This window comes from Vibrio sp. MACH09 (assembly GCF_033238805.1).
In the GTDB taxonomy this organism is placed as follows: Bacteria; Pseudomonadota; Gammaproteobacteria; order Enterobacterales; family Vibrionaceae; genus Vibrio.
Map to the genome: position 1 here is coordinate 3,256,591 of NZ_BSFZ01000001.1, position 15,103 is coordinate 3,271,693.

The 15,103-nt window shown below is 42.2% G+C and carries 12 protein-coding genes; 4 read left to right on the forward strand and 8 right to left on the reverse strand.

What is annotated here, in order from left to right:
- The first annotated feature begins 7 nt into the window (after positions 1-7).
- Positions 8-436, forward strand: a complete 429-nt coding sequence (locus CHJ_RS14715; protein WP_171754705.1) for a universal stress protein — start codon at positions 8-10, stop codon at positions 434-436.
- A gap of 61 nt (positions 437-497) precedes the next feature.
- Here CHJ_RS14715 and CHJ_RS14720 read toward each other — a convergent pair whose 3' ends face one another.
- From CHJ_RS14720 to CHJ_RS14730, 3 genes are all read right to left on the reverse strand, one after another.
- Entirely contained in the window at positions 498-995 is a 498-nt protein-coding gene (locus tag CHJ_RS14720; protein ID WP_317918020.1) for a hypothetical protein, read from the reverse strand.
- A gap of 119 nt (positions 996-1,114) precedes the next feature.
- Complete coding sequence (locus CHJ_RS14725) at positions 1,115-1,852, reverse strand: class I SAM-dependent methyltransferase (RefSeq protein WP_411861567.1); 738 nt, start codon at positions 1,850-1,852, stop codon at positions 1,115-1,117.
- A gap of 65 nt (positions 1,853-1,917) precedes the next feature.
- Positions 1,918-5,043 (reverse strand): ABC transporter substrate binding protein, encoded by a 3,126-nt coding sequence (locus CHJ_RS14730; protein ID WP_317918022.1) that lies wholly within the window; start codon positions 5,041-5,043, stop codon positions 1,918-1,920.
- 150 nt (positions 5,044-5,193) lie between these two features.
- On the opposite strand from CHJ_RS14730, the gene asnC reads away from it, so the two are divergent.
- Complete coding sequence (gene asnC / locus CHJ_RS14735; RefSeq protein WP_171754701.1) at positions 5,194-5,655, forward strand: transcriptional regulator AsnC; 462 nt, start codon at positions 5,194-5,196, stop codon at positions 5,653-5,655.
- Positions 5,656-5,758: 103 nt separating this feature from the next.
- Here asnC and prlC read toward each other — a convergent pair whose 3' ends face one another.
- Positions 5,759-7,801, reverse strand: a complete 2,043-nt coding sequence (gene prlC / locus CHJ_RS14740) for an oligopeptidase A (protein WP_171754700.1) — start codon at positions 7,799-7,801, stop codon at positions 5,759-5,761.
- Between the two features lie 133 nt (positions 7,802-7,934).
- Here prlC and CHJ_RS14745 point away from each other — a divergent pair, with 133 nt between their 5' ends.
- Entirely contained in the window at positions 7,935-8,774 is an 840-nt protein-coding gene (locus CHJ_RS14745; RefSeq protein WP_317918023.1) for a 23S rRNA (adenine(2030)-N(6))-methyltransferase RlmJ, read from the forward strand.
- Between the two features lie 65 nt (positions 8,775-8,839).
- Positions 8,840-10,195 carry a glutathione-disulfide reductase gene (gene gorA / locus CHJ_RS14750; RefSeq protein ID WP_317918024.1) on the forward strand — a complete coding sequence of 452 codons (1,356 nt, stop codon included), beginning with the start codon at positions 8,840-8,842 and terminating at the stop codon, positions 10,193-10,195.
- A 119-nt stretch (positions 10,196-10,314) separates the two neighbouring features.
- Here the strand turns inward: gorA and CHJ_RS14755 are convergent, their stop codons facing one another.
- The 4 genes from CHJ_RS14755 to CHJ_RS14770 form a co-directional block, all read right to left on the reverse strand.
- On the reverse strand, positions 10,315-11,250 hold the full coding sequence (locus CHJ_RS14755; RefSeq protein WP_317918025.1) for an SPOR domain-containing protein: 936 nt from the start codon (positions 11,248-11,250) through the stop codon (positions 10,315-10,317).
- A gap of 123 nt (positions 11,251-11,373) precedes the next feature.
- Positions 11,374-12,312: an ABC transporter permease gene (locus CHJ_RS14760; RefSeq protein WP_171754696.1), complete on the reverse strand. Its 939-nt coding sequence runs from the start codon at positions 12,310-12,312 to the stop codon at positions 11,374-11,376.
- A 2-nt stretch (positions 12,313-12,314) separates the two neighbouring features.
- Positions 12,315-13,292 (reverse strand): ABC transporter permease, encoded by a 978-nt coding sequence (locus CHJ_RS14765; RefSeq protein WP_171754695.1) that lies wholly within the window; start codon positions 13,290-13,292, stop codon positions 12,315-12,317.
- A gap of 200 nt (positions 13,293-13,492) precedes the next feature.
- Positions 13,493-15,046 (reverse strand): ABC transporter substrate-binding protein, encoded by a 1,554-nt coding sequence (locus CHJ_RS14770; protein ID WP_171754694.1) that lies wholly within the window; start codon positions 15,044-15,046, stop codon positions 13,493-13,495.
- Positions 15,047-15,103: the final 57 nt, after the last annotated feature.

Consider the following 15,103-nt stretch of genomic DNA (forward strand, 5'->3'; position numbering starts at 1 on the left):
TAGTCTAATGAGTTATAAACATATTTTGGTCGCAATTGATCTTTCTGATGAGAGCAAAACCTTAATAGAGAAAGCGGTAGCACTCGCAAAACCATTAGAAGCAGACGTGTCTTTTATTCATATCGATGTAAATTACGCAGAGATATACACAGGCTTAATTGATATCAACCTAGCCGAGACACAAAATCATGCGATGGAAGCATCCCTAGAACAACTAAAAACCTTAGCAGAGCATGCTAACTTTCCGATTAAACATACTTTAGTCGGAAGTGGCGATTTAGGTTATGAATTAAAAGATGCAATACGAGATAAAGAGGTCGATCTGGTTATATGCGGTCACCATCAGGATTTTTGGAGTATGATCCTATCTTCCACTAAACAGCTTCTAAATAGTGTTCCCATCGATATGCTGGTCGTTCCTCTGCATGATGAGTAACAAATTAGATAAATAGCTACAAGACGTATAGGGGCCTATCGGGCCCCTAACTTAAATACCGTTAATGCAACTGCTTGGCCGTACTCTCTGAAGGATGCTTCACTGCGACCGTTGTAAACTTATCTGTTTCAACTTCTAGCTTCGCAAACTGCTTTTTGATTTTCTTCTGCTTCTTAAGCAACTGTTTCTGTTTTTTTGCCAGCTCTTTTAGCCGCTTATGATACTTTTTCTGTTTCTTAAGTGATTTCTTCGCTTTCACTACCGCTAACTTATCGACTAAGCCATTCGCTAGGTGCCTCGGCATATCAGCATCAAAACTCACAGGCTCTATAGGTAATAAACGCGTTTGTCCCTCACTAGCAGAAGCGTGGTCACCACACGATAACGAATGATGACTTGATGCCGAAGGCACTGCGGTAGGTTTGCATAAGCTTTGTTTATCAGAAGAAGAGCGAGCACATGAACGACACAAAAATTTTGGTTGTAAAACTAAACTATGGATAACATTTAGATTATCCGCTATCTCTACTCGGTTATATTTACACAATCTTTTTGTCATAACGACCACCACATAATGTCATTGCAAACACTCTCAGCAAACAGCTCAAAATGTTGATTGAGAATTATTAACAATTAGGTATACAGTGTTCAGTATGGTAATTCAAGTTTTGCAGCAAATTAACTGGCTTTCATTGCCTCTTTTACGTAAACATCAAATCGATTTTTTTTCGTCTCTATTGCCATGGTAGGTTTTTCGTCGTCTAACCAACCTGCATAGCTGGGCCTTTTCACCACAACTCTCTTCGTTGCCAGAGCCAACGCTGGCTTTAACAGTCCGTCAGCGTCGTCATCAGCACCAACGAGGGACTGAAATACTCTCATCTCTTTTTTAATCTGCGCTTTTCTTTTCCCCTCAGGATGAGGGTACATAGGATCCAGATACACCACATCCGGCCGGACGAAGTCTTTATCATCGGCTAGGTTGTGTAAAATGGTATGACTGGATTGATGAATCATAGACAACCTTTCGGACACCCAGCCACCAATTTCAGTATCGCATTTCGCACGACTCAAACCGTCATCTAATAATGCCGCGACAACAGGGTTACGCTCAACCATCTGCACGTAACAGCCAAGAGAAGCCAGTACAAAGGCATCTCGCCCTAACCCTGCGGTAGCATCCAATACTGTAGGAACAACCCCTTTATTCAAGCCTGCTGCCTTCGCTATTGCTTGTCCTTTTCCACCGCCGAATTTACGCCGATGAGCCACAGCACCACCGACAAAATCCACATAGATTGCCCCTAACTTCTCTTCATCTAGCTTACGCAGTTCTAGACGACTATCTGTTAATACCAGAGCAAGCTCTCCGGATTGATCGGACAACAACCCCCACTTTGACGCTAGAGAAGAGATATTGTGTTCTCGCCCTTCGGCTTCACAAAGCAACTGAATTCGCAAAAAATGGACTCCAAATATAATTACATCGGTGCAGAGCGAAGCTCTTCGACAAGTTCATTTAGGGGCTTAGGCTTGCTAATAACATACCCTTGAGCATAATCGACCCCTAGCTCAATTAAGTTGGCGATAATATCACTATTTTCGACAAATTCAGCAACGGTTCGCTTACCCATCTGTTTCGCTAAATCGTTAATAGAACGTACCATAATATAATCGGTCTCATTCACGTCCATATCACGGACAAATAGACCATCTATTTTCACTATATCTACAGGTAGTTTTTTTAAGTAACCAAATGATGAAAGCCCAGAACCGAAGTCATCTAATGCAATACAGCAGCCTAACTGTTTTATCTTACTAAACAGCTCAATAGCTTGTTTCATATTCCCCATTGCTGCGGTCTCAGTGATCTCAATACATATTTTATGATTAGGAACACCGCTATGTTCGATAATATCCAACAAGAAATCGACAAAAGCTCTATTACCCATTGATTGACCAGATAAATTAATGGAACACATACCCAGTTCATCAAAACGAGTAAAATTGGTTTCAAGCCAGGTTAATGTCTTAGTAACAACCGCCTTATCAATCAGGTGAGCAATATTGTATTTCTCAGAAGCAGGCATAAAAATACCGGGGGAGATAACATTATTGTCTGCATCTTGGATTCTAACTAAGATTTCAAAGTACATTGTAGACATCTGCTGCTCTTCTGAAAGCGGCAATATTCGCTGTGCATATAACGTCAGTCGGTCGTTAGCGAGCGCTTCATGGACAATGTTTACACTCTCCATTTCAAGCTGTCTTTGTCGTAACTCCTCGTCATCTTGGTGGTACAGATGAAACCTATTTCTTCCTTCATCTTTGGCAGCATGACAAGCGGTATCCGCTTGAGCATGTACCATTTGCGGAGACTCAGCAGTATGGTCAATTAAACGTATACCGATTGAGCAAGAAATATTGATGGTTAATTGGTCCCAGTTAAAGGCCTTGCTACCGAAACCATTGATAATCAATTTAGCAATTTTTATCGCATCAGCTTGGGTGCAGTCTCTTAACAGGACGGCAAATTCATCCCCCCCCATTCGCGACAACACCGAATTATAAGGAAGAACTGACTCAACAATCATCGCCGAAAACTTAATAGCGGCATCACCAGCATCATGGCCGGCGGTATCATTTAGCACCTTCAACTGATCAAGATCTAAATACAACATTGCATGTGTACGTAAGTTATCACTTACTTCGCTTATAGATTGTACTAACTCTATTTCAAAATGGTTACGATTAAAGGTTTCTGTTAATAGATCATAACGCGCTTGGTACTCAAGCTTCTCTGTTAAACTGTGAACTTCTGTAATGTCTTCTCCCACCAGCAAATACTGCCCCGAACTGCTAAGTGAGCGAACATTTTCCCTAATCCATAAGTGGCTATTATTATGATGACGATATCGAATTTCTCGCTTTCTAATACCGTTAATTGACTGCAATGGATCCGCAATAGTACTTTGAACCGGTTCTGCATCTTGATCGACATATAGCTCATTTAACTTATGGCCGAGAAGATCAATTTCTGCATACCCTAGTAATTCTGTTGCAAAGCGATTAATGGCTTGAATTCTAAAGTGGCTATCGAGCGTCAGCATCATAATAGGCTGTTGCTCATAATAATTACGCATTGACGCTTCTCGCTCGATCAGTTTTTGCTGAGCCAGCTTGCCTTGAGTAATATCGTTCGCTTCCATCAAGAATTGTGGTTTCTTAGCTGTTCCAGCAGGAAGCGCACTTATCACCACGTCGAGCAATACATTACCAGAACGCTTGCATAGCGCTTCTAACTCAAACCGAGTTGAGGATGACATCTCATCGGCAAAAAACTGTTTAAACGCTTCTTTTCCATTGTTTTGCCAAGCAGTAAAGTGCCAAATAGGCGGCTCTAATTCCGCGCCTCTTTCAAATAACAGATCGTGAAGTTTATGATTACTAGAAATGACTCGCCCATCTTCACCCAAAATAGCAATGTATTGCTGACTTTTTTCCAGAACAGACTCAATAAGCATCTGGCTTCTTCGCGCACTTGCTTCACTCATGGCGATACGGCGAAGGTAGTAAAGAAGCACCACAATAACAGCGAACATAATTGCAAATAGAATCAACACCAACTGCACTTGCTTACTCATAGAGTCTGGCTTGTTTATCAAGGTAACAGCATTGTTATCCTCAATATTTAGCCCCCAATGCATCAGCGCTTGGTAATCTAGAACCGTTGCTGGCGTAGCGTAACGAACATTGGGTAGTGACCCCTGTTCACTACCCAATGCATCCACTACAAGCTCTCCTGTAGAGCGACCTTGTGATAAGCTGTTATGAACAACCCCGCCGACGGCTCCTTCCCCTAAGACGCTATCGTGAAAGACATAAACCGGCACAGACGCAATTTCATCCATGACTTTCCATACTTTCTCTTCATTACGAAATGCGCTTTGATCTAGATAAAAGTTCCAAAACAGAACGGCACTATTCGAGGGGAGATGAGAAGTAAATTGCACCAGTTGCTGAAAACTTTCGGGAACAAAATGTTCGACCAAGCTATCTTCATGCGGATTATTGGCTAAATATTTTTCAATGGAAGCACGAACACCACTCCCTGTCACCGACTGACCGGAAATGATATATATCTTCTCTACCTTAGGTTGTAGCCTCTGAATAAGCCCTATATTTCCAGCAACTTCTACCTTAGAAACCACGCCAGTTGCATTTAAATTGGCATGCATACTCGGAGAATAACCATTGATGCCACTAAATATCACCGGGGTATCTTTAATATAACTAGCAAGACGGTTAACTAGATTCAATGCGGTATTATCTACCGCAACAATGGCCCGAAAGCGCTCTCGTTGAAATTTCTGCTGATATAGCTGTATTAACTGCTGTAAATAGGCCTCAGATTGATGACGTTTAGTATCTAAGTAAACAACACGATTAACGATATTATTGCGTTCTAACACCTCACTTAAGCCTGATTGAAATTGATCAGACCAGGCATATCCCTGATGATATGACTGAATCACGAGTACGTCCTTTTCTTCAGCAAATAATACTGAGCTCCAGACTAAAATCAGTGTCATTACAAAAAATCGCACGTATATTTACTCATCCTCTGACAGATAACTTATTCACTTAGCAACAAATAATGAGCGCTAAGTAATGCAACGTAAAAGCAAGTATAGTATCACTGTTAATGATAAAATATACTTTCACTTATAACAGCTTCCAAACATTCAGGTTTAAATATGCACCCTAACGCAAGGCTAGACAACTTAGATCGCGATATTCTCAAAACGTTACTGGCCGATGCACGACGTCCATATGCCGAAATGGCTAAGCAATTTGACGTTAGTCCTGCCACAATTCATGTTCGTATCGAAAAAATGAAAGCATCTGGCATTATTGAAGGAACTGAAGTGATTGTTAACCCCAAGAAGTTGGGCTACGACGTATGTTGCTTTATCGGTATTAACCTTACAACGGCCAGAGATTATCACTCAGCACTCGATAAGCTAACGGCACTAGATGAAGTTGTTGAAGCGTATTACACCACTGGAGCTTACAATATTTTTGTGAAGCTAATGTGCAAATCTATCGAAGAGTTACAGCACGTATTAATTAACAAGCTACAAGCTATTGATGAAGTTCAGTCGACGGAAACGCTTATTTCTCTGCAAAATCCAATCAACAGAAATGTTAGCCCTTAACCGCTGCTAACTAACGTTTTTGTTTCAATATTGAGCAAAAAAGGGCAATTATGCCCTTTTTCTATTTATAACATTAACCGCAACAGAGCGTTAATCTAAGATGCTACACCTCAATACCAGAGTGCTTTAATAATGCATCTATACTCGGCTCTCTACCTCTAAAGCGTTTAAACAGCGTCATCGGTTCTTCACTGCCACCCATCTCTAAAATATGGGTTAAAAACTCATTTCCGGTTGCTTTATCAAAGATCCCTTGTTGTTCAAATTTAGAAAAAGCATCAGAAGAGAGCACTTCTGCCCACAAGTAGCTGTAATAGCCTGCGCTATAGCCACCAGCAAATATATGACTAAAGGCATGAGAGAATCGATTCCACTCTAAGCTAGGCAATACCGCAACTTTCGACTTCACTTCTTGCAAGGTCTCTAGAACCCTTGCTCCAATTTCAGGGTCATATTCAGTATGCAAAGTAAAATCAAACAAACCGAACTCTAATTGGCGCAAAATAAACATGGCCGACTGAAAGTTCTTCGCCGCCAACATTTTTTCTAACATATCGGTCGGTAACGGTTCACCAGTTAGATAATGTCCGGAAATAAACGCTAACGCCTCTTCTTGCCAACACCAGTTTTCTAAGAACTGACTAGGTAGCTCTACCGCATCCCATGGAACCCCATTAATGCCTGATACCGATGAAACATCAATTTTTGTCAACATATGATGTATTCCGTGCCCAAACTCATGGAATAAGGTGACCACTTCATCATGAGTAAACAGAGCCGGTTTATCCCCTACGGGTTTATTAAAGTTACAGGTTAAATAGGCGACTGGAGATTGCAGTTGACCGTCATGGGTGACTCGTCTTACTCGACACTCATCCATCCAAGCGCCACCGCGTTTATGTTCTCTTGCGTACAAATCTAAGTAAAAACTTCCTCTAAGCGTTCCATCACCATCAAAGATATCAAAAAATCGTACCGACTCGTGCCAAGTGTCCACACCTTGCTTTTCTGTTACCGTCATACCAAATACTCGATTCAGCACTTCAAATAAGCCATTGACCACTCGTTTTTCAGGAAAATATGGACGCAGCTCTTCATCGGATATCTGGAACAGATGCTGCTTCTGTTTCTCGCTATAATAAGCGATATCCCATAGGTTCAGCTCAGTAACCTCAAATGCCTCTTTAGCGAATGCCGTTAACGCTTGCACCTCTTTTTCACCTTGAGGTTTCGCTTTCAGCGCCAAGTCATTTAAAAAACTCATCACTTGCTCTGGGGTTTCTGCCATCTTAGTCGCCAGAGACTTTTCACTGTAGGATGCAAAACCCAGCAATCGAGCGATTTCATGGCGAAGCTTCAACTGCTCAGCCATTATCTCTGTATTGTCCCACTCCCCAGCTGTTGGACCTCGATCTGATGCACGAGTAACATACGCTTCATACATCTCTTTTCTTAGGGCTTGATTGTCACAGTACGTCATTACAGGCAAATATGACGGCATATCAAGAGTAAGTAACCAGCCATCCAGCTCTTTAGCTTCCGCTGCCGCTTTGGCTGCTGCCATCGCAGACTCAGGAAGACCTTGCAACTCTTGCTCATCGGTAATCTGTTTATTCCAGCCCATAGTCGCATCAAGAACATTGTTAGAGAACTGAGAACCTAACTCAGACATTCTCTTACTGATCTCACCATATCGATGCTGTTCATCCGCTGGCAAACCAATTCCCGACAGTTCAAAATCACGTAAAGCATCGGTAATGCTTTTCTTCTGCTGCTGGCTTAATGCATCAAACGACTCACTCGCTCGAATAGCCTTATAGGCGTCATATAAGCCTTTGTGCTGCCCTACCCATGTGCCATATTCTGACAACAAAGGTAAACAACTCTCATAGGCTTCTCTTAAATCTGCGCTATTCACCACTGAATTCATATGGCTCACAGGTGACCAAATTCTGCTAAGTCGATCATCAACTTCCGCTAATGGCGTGCAAATGGTATCCCAACTTGGGTTCTTATTATCTTGCAAAACCTGCTCTACTTTGACTCTACAGTCAGCGATAGCTTGCTCTATTGCAGGTTTAACATGTTCTGGCTTAATTTGAGAAAATGGAGGTAAGTCGGAAAAATTGACGAGTGGGTTGGACATACGACATTCCTTTTTTAATTGGTATTATCTAAATGTAGGCTGCTTATACTGTTTTCAATAGTAGCGTATAATCAATGTTATTGATTTTTCATCTTCTATCACACTCTAATTCAGAGCGTTATGAGAGTCTAATTTGTTAAGTTACAGACACAGTTTTCATGCGGGTAATCACGCAGATGTTTTAAAACATATTGTCCAAAGCCTTATTTTGGACAGCTTAAAAAACAAAGAGAAACCCTTTGTTTATCACGACACTCATTCTGGTGTTGGTCGTTATGACCTAACCCATGAGTGGGCAGAAAAGACCGGCGAATATAAACAAGGAATAGATCGAGTATGGCAGCAAAATGAATACCCTAGCGGCATTCAAAGTTACCTAGACTCAGTCCGCAAGCTCAACGAAGACTCAACCCTTCGCTATTACCCCGGTTCACCGCGGGTAGCCAGAGCTCAAATTCGCTCTCAAGATCGAATGATATTGACTGAACTTCACCCGAGCGACTTTCCTCTACTTGAACAAGAGTTTCATCGTGATAGACAGGTCAAAATCTACCACGAAGATGGCTTTAAACGTTTAAAAGCCAGTTTACCGCCAAAAGAGCGTCGTGGTTTAGTGCTTATCGACCCACCATACGAACTCGCCAAAGAGTACCGTGATGTCGTTACCGCAATAGCACAGAGCCATAAACGCTGGGCGACCGGCATTTACGCCATATGGTACCCGGTGGTTAATCGCTGCGATATTGACGATATGTTAGAAGGACTTCAATCACTCGGTATACCAAAAATATTACAGGTAGAACTGGGCGTATCGGCTGATAGCAATGAACGAGGTATGACCGCATCAGGAATGATTGTGATTAATCCTCCTTGGACGTTAGAAAAACAGATCAATGAAATTTTACCGTTTCTTAAGCAAGCAATTGCTCCGGTCACCGGTCACTATAAAGTAGAGTGGGTTGTTCCTGAATAATGTTGAACTTTTCAGCAATTGACCCAATATGATTACTACATAAAAAAGAAAAATTGGAGAAAGTAATGGCAACACATTTTGACTATATCTGTATTGGTGGTGGCAGTGGTGGCATTGCTTCAGCTAACAGAGCAGCGATGTATGGCGCAAAAGTCGCGCTAATTGAAGCAAAAGATCTCGGTGGTACATGCGTAAATGTAGGTTGTGTTCCGAAAAAGGTAATGTGGCATGGTGCCCAAGTTGCCGAGGCGATCAACCTTTATTCAGAAGATTACGGTTTCGACGTCGAATATAAAGGCCTTAACTGGGATAAGTTGGTCGAGAGTCGTCAAGCTTATATTGGCCGTATACATCAGTCTTATGACAATGTATTAGGTAATAACAAAGTTAATGTAATTAAAGGCTTTGCAAAGTTTGTTGATGCGAACACCGTTGAAGTCAACGGAGAGCAATACAGTGCCGATCATATTTTAGTAGCCGTTGGTGGCCGACCAAGCATTCCAAACGTTCCTGGCGCAGAGTACGGTATTGATTCTAACGGTTTCTTTGATCTTACCGAACAACCAAAGCGCGTCGCTGTAGTCGGTGCGGGTTATATTGCCGTTGAAATCGCGGGCGTATTGCATGCGCTAGGTAGTGAAACTCACCTGTTCGTGCGTAAACAGTCCCCTATTCGTACTTTCGACCCAATGATCATCGATACTTTAGTGGATGTGATGGCAGAAGAAGGGCCTACACTGCACACCCATTCTGTGCCAAAAGAGATCATCAAAGAACAAGATGGTAGCTTAACTCTTCACTTAGAGAATGGTGAAAGTCAAAATGTAGACACGCTAATTTGGGCGATAGGCCGTCATCCCGCCACCGATGCTATCAACTTAGCCGCAACGGGTGTTGAACTAAATGACCGTGGCTACATTAAAGTTAATGAGTACCAAGAGACCAACGTAAAAGGTATCTACTGCGTAGGCGATATCATGGAAGGTGGCATTGAGCTTACTCCGGTAGCTGTGAAAGCTGGACGCCAACTTTCTGAGCGTTTATTTAACAATAAACCAAACGCTAAAATGGATTATGAGTTGGTCCCGACGGTTGTGTTCAGTCACCCTCCTATCGGCACAATTGGCTTAACCGAACCAGAAGCGGTTGCGCAGTATGGCGAAGAAAATGTCAAAGTGTACTCATCTGGCTTTACTTCCATGTATACCGCGATCACTAAGCACCGTCAGCCATGTAAAATGAAGCTGGTTTGTGCGGGTGACGATGAGAAAGTGGTTGGCTTGCACGGAATAGGCTTTACCGTTGACGAAATGATCCAAGGTTTTGCCGTCGCCATTAAGATGGGAGCCACTAAAGCTGACTTCGACAGCGTAGTCGCCATTCACCCTACGGGCTCTGAAGAGTTTGTAACAATGCGCTAAGCCATAATACTAACGCCGTATTCTTCGCTTGCCACAGCGATGAATACGGCCTTTAATGGCGACATTCAAGATAGGCTATGGTTTACTGGAAACAAATAAAGCGAAATATCAACTTTATGTTACTTCACACAGACAACGTTCAGTAAAGACGTGCCTGTTAACTGAGTAACCTTACCACTGGTAAATAATCCTTTTTTGCCATCTCCCCAGTACGGAACATGAATAGGCCACTGTTTGTTTACCATCACTGTTGAGTTAATCAGTGCTCGCCACTCTTTAGTACTCACTAAACGCATCTGCTGGGATTCACACACTTGCTTTGCTTGCTTATAATCAAGACGGTTCCAGCCAATACCATATTCCATGTAATACTGAGCATTACCTTCCATTAAAAAAGGAATGGCGTAATACGCTTCTCCTATTTTGGCTTCACGACGAAGCACAATGCTTCCAACAGATGTTTTCTTTATTTTCTGATTACTGTTTGCCACTTTACTGACCGGCTCTGCTTTTCGCTTCGGCGCTGGCGGTGCGGCTTTAGCTTTCTTAGGTACCACTTTAGCTACGGGTGCTTTTGCAGGTGAGGGCTTTTTCTTCGGCTTCATGGTACTTTTTGGCTTGGTAATTTCATTCCCCACACTGCGTATAAATGCTTTCTTATACGCTTTTAACGTTTGAACCTGTTTCAGATCTTGATTTGCCGCTTTATAACTTTCATACGGCCCTACTAAGCAACGAAAGCCTTTATCTTCTGGTTTCATCCACACATCGGTAGAAATTTTTCCATATAAACTTTTTGCAATTGATAAAGACATTGGCTTTGACATGAGTCCGCACTGTATCCAGAAGAAACCATCGTCTTTCACTGGGCGATTGCTTCCCCATAAACCATTACCTATGGGACACTCAGCAGACAGCAGTGGTAATTCACTGTTAGAGTTTTGTTTCGCTTCACAGACATACTTACTGGCATCCGCTGCAACAGCAGAATAGCTACCAATAACTGTGACGATAAACAGCAATACTCTCAAGTTTCTAACTAGAACACTAATCATATACGTATCTCTAAAATCTTTATCCATCAGTATGATATAGACTATTGAAAAATAAAAAAGAGCCACCTATAGGTGACTCTTCTAGTTTAGAAAGCTTTTTGGCTAAAGATCAATTGCTTTGGATCACCCTTTATAAATTTTAGGGTTAAATACATCACGTAACCAGTCACCAAGTAAATTAATTACCAATACCAATGTTACCAGTACAAATCCTGGGAATGCTGTTATCCACCAAGCACCAGAGAAAATGTAGTTGAATCCAATACTAATTAACGCTCCCAAAGAAGGCTGATCCACAGGCAGACCTAGACCAAGGAACGACAGCGCCGCCTCTGACATAATGGCGTTAGCAACCTGTACCGTTGAAATAACCAAAATAGGAGACAAACAGTTTGGCAATATATGTCGGAACATAATCTTAGGCGCTCTAAAGCCCATCACACGCGCCGCTTCCACATACTCTTTCTTCTTCTCTGCCAATACTGAAGCACGAATGGTACGGGCATACTGTGGCCACTCTGCCACACCAATGATGACCACCAGCATAATCACTGCGTATTGACTATAAAACTCACTACCAAAACTGGCTTTGAATATTGCCGAGACAATGATCGCCACCATCATGGTAGAAAATGATAACTGCACATCAGCAAATCGCATTAAGAAGCTATCAATACGACCACCAAAGTAACCAGCAGATAATCCGATAACAATACCAAGGAACAACTGTAACCCTACCGCAAGAAAACCGATAGTAAGTGACAATCGCGAGCCGTATAGCATGGTCGATAAAATATCTCGTCCCTGTTCATCGGTACCTAATAGGAATCGCTCATCACTGTCTTCCATCCACACGGGTGGCAGTTCTGAGTCCATAATATCGATAGACGAAAGGTCATAGGGATCACTTGGTGCAATTAATGGTGCAGCTAACGCAAATACCAAAAAGATCATAAAAACAGCAAAGCTGAACATGGCAACTTTGTCACGCAAGAAATAGTAAAGAAAATCCGATTCTTTAAAGCGCTGCCATGGACTAGGAACAGTGTTTGATTGATTCATCGTTATGCTCCTTTTCCAGTAAGATTTACCGTTGGGTTAATCACGCCATACAATAAGTCAACAATGGTATTGGTCACCACAAAAACAAGCCCCACAAAAATGACATAAGCCGTAATCAATGGCGTATCAACACGATTGATCGCTTCTAAAAATAGGAAACCAGTGCCGGGCCACTGAAAAACCGTTTCAGTTAGTATGGTATACGCAACCATGGTACCAATTTGAACGCCACCAACGGTTAATACTGGCAACATGGTGTTTTTCAATGCATGTTGGTAATAGATTTTCTTCATTGGCAAGCCTTTCGCTTTGCCGAATTTAATGTACTCAGAACTTAGCACTTCCAACATTTCTGAACGTACTAGTCGAATAAACAGCGGTAACATTATCGACGCCAATGCAATGCTCGGCAGTACTAGGTGCGCTAATCCGTCCAAGGTGAAATAACCCGATTCCCAGCCGAGTACATTCGCCGTCTCACCGCGACCATAAGAAGGCAGCCAGCCTAGCTCTATGGAGAATATATACATCAACATAATTGCGGTAAGAAATACTGGGATAGAGATACCGACACTACTCAGTGCCATAATCACCTTGGTAAAGAAACTTTTGGGGTGAATAGCAGAGTAAACACCAAGTGGGATAGACATCACCACAATAATTAGCGCTGCACCAAAAACCAACTCGAGTGTGGCAACTAATTTATCTAAAATCACTTCTGTTGCAGGTTTTTTAAAGAAGTAAGACGTACCTAAATCACCTTGCAAAGCGTTACTAACAAAGCGGCTGTATTTAGCCAAAAACGGGTCATTTAATCCAAGCTCATCACGCAAAGCTTGACGTTCCGCTTCAGAAACAGACTGGCCCACCAGCTCACGTAACGGATCTCCCAGGTTATCCTGAATAGAAAACGCAACTAAACTGATCACAAACATCACTATCAGTGCCTGATACAGGCGCTTGACCAGAAACGAAAACATTCCTTGCCCCTTAATAATCCATTATCTTCTTGTCAAAGAAGTTTTTCAGTCAATCTTCTGTCTAAAAATGGCGCTCAATCCGACTGAAATAAGATAGAGCACCATAAAACTTTCAACACATCCAAATCAATGAGTTAGATGTAAGTTGGTCTCTGAACACATAGGTGTTAAGTGTTCAGACACGCAACCTTTTAACATATTTACTTGACTACTAGGTCACCAAAATATGGGAAGTTCATACCATTAATGATTGGACCGATTTCTACGTTGCTCTTAGCAGCCCATGATGGATCTTGCCAATGCAATGGAACAAATGCAGCTTCATCATATAGCGTTGCTTCAACTTGTTTCAGAGTCGCGCTACGTTTCTTAAGGTCTGTTTCGGCATTAGTGCCAATAACCATTTTATCTAACTCAGCATTAGAGTAACCACCACAGTTATATTGACCTTTACCTGTCGCTTCATCACGAGTCATCGTTAAGAACTCAGAGAAGTTTGCGGAATCTTCCGTATCTGGGTGCCAGCCGATCATCAACATATCTGCAGCACACTTATCAAACTCAGGCCAGTATTGCGCTTTAGGCATGGTTTTTAGGTCTACTTTAATGCCAATCTTAGACAGCATCGCTGAAACCGCTTGAGCAATCTTCGCGTCATTCACGTAACGGTTGTTTGGAGCCATCATAGTAAGTGAGAAGCCATTTTCATAACCCGCTTCTTTCATCAGCGCTTTGGCTTTCTTCAGGTCGTAACGAGGTTTAAGATCTTCATTGTAACCGGCATAACCAACTGGGCTTTGCTGAGCCGCCGCCGTTGCTGCACCTTTCATGATTTTCTTAGTAATACCTTCATTATTTACCGCATAAACAATAGCTTGACGAACACGTACATCTTTCAGTGCTTCGTTACTATTTTGGTTCATTTGGAATGTGATGATACGAGTACCCGGCATTGTGTACAGGTCAACATTGCTTGCATTTTCAATACGCTTGTAGTCGTTAGGAGCCACTGGCGCAATCATATCAACGTCACCAGAAAGAATAGCAGCTACTCGAGTGGCATCTTCTTTAATCGGTACAAGTGTTAGTTTATCAACGTTACCTTTTGAAGCTGTATCCCAGTAATCAGCGAAACGTTCAAATTCAACCTTAACGCCTTGCTCACGAGAAGTGATCGTAAATGGCCCTGTACCGGAAACGTTAGTCGATGCATAAGAGTTACCATGCTTCACTAGCTCGTCTTTAGATTTGCCATCTTCCGTTTTACCTGAGTAGAACTTGCTATCCATTGGGAAAATGTAAGTTGCTACGTTTTCGATAAGTGGATAAGTACCGTCGGTTTTTACTTCAACGGTATAATCATCAACTTTCGTCAAAGAGACTAAAGGAGCAAAGATACCTTTAAAGTCTGGCGATGATTTTAGACGAGCAAAAGTCCAAACAACATCATCCGCAGAGAAAGTATTGCCCGAATGGAATTTCACGCCTTTACGAAGAGTAAAGCGCATCGTTTCGTTATCAATACGCTCCCATGACTCAGCTAGACGCGGCTCAAAATCCATTTCTTGAGTAAAACGTACTAGAGGGTCAAATACCATATGGGACATCTGAAGTGTACCGCCTGAAAGTTGTTCATGCGGATCTAGTGATACTGGGTCTGCGGCATATCCCACTGTGATGTCAGCGGCTGCAGCTCCAAAACTCAGGCCAGCAGCCATTAGAGCAACTGCTAATTTAGTCTTGATGGTTCTCATTGCATAACTCCTTATGCGGGAATTCATATCCCTGTTTGTTGTTTTGCTAGTGTTTAG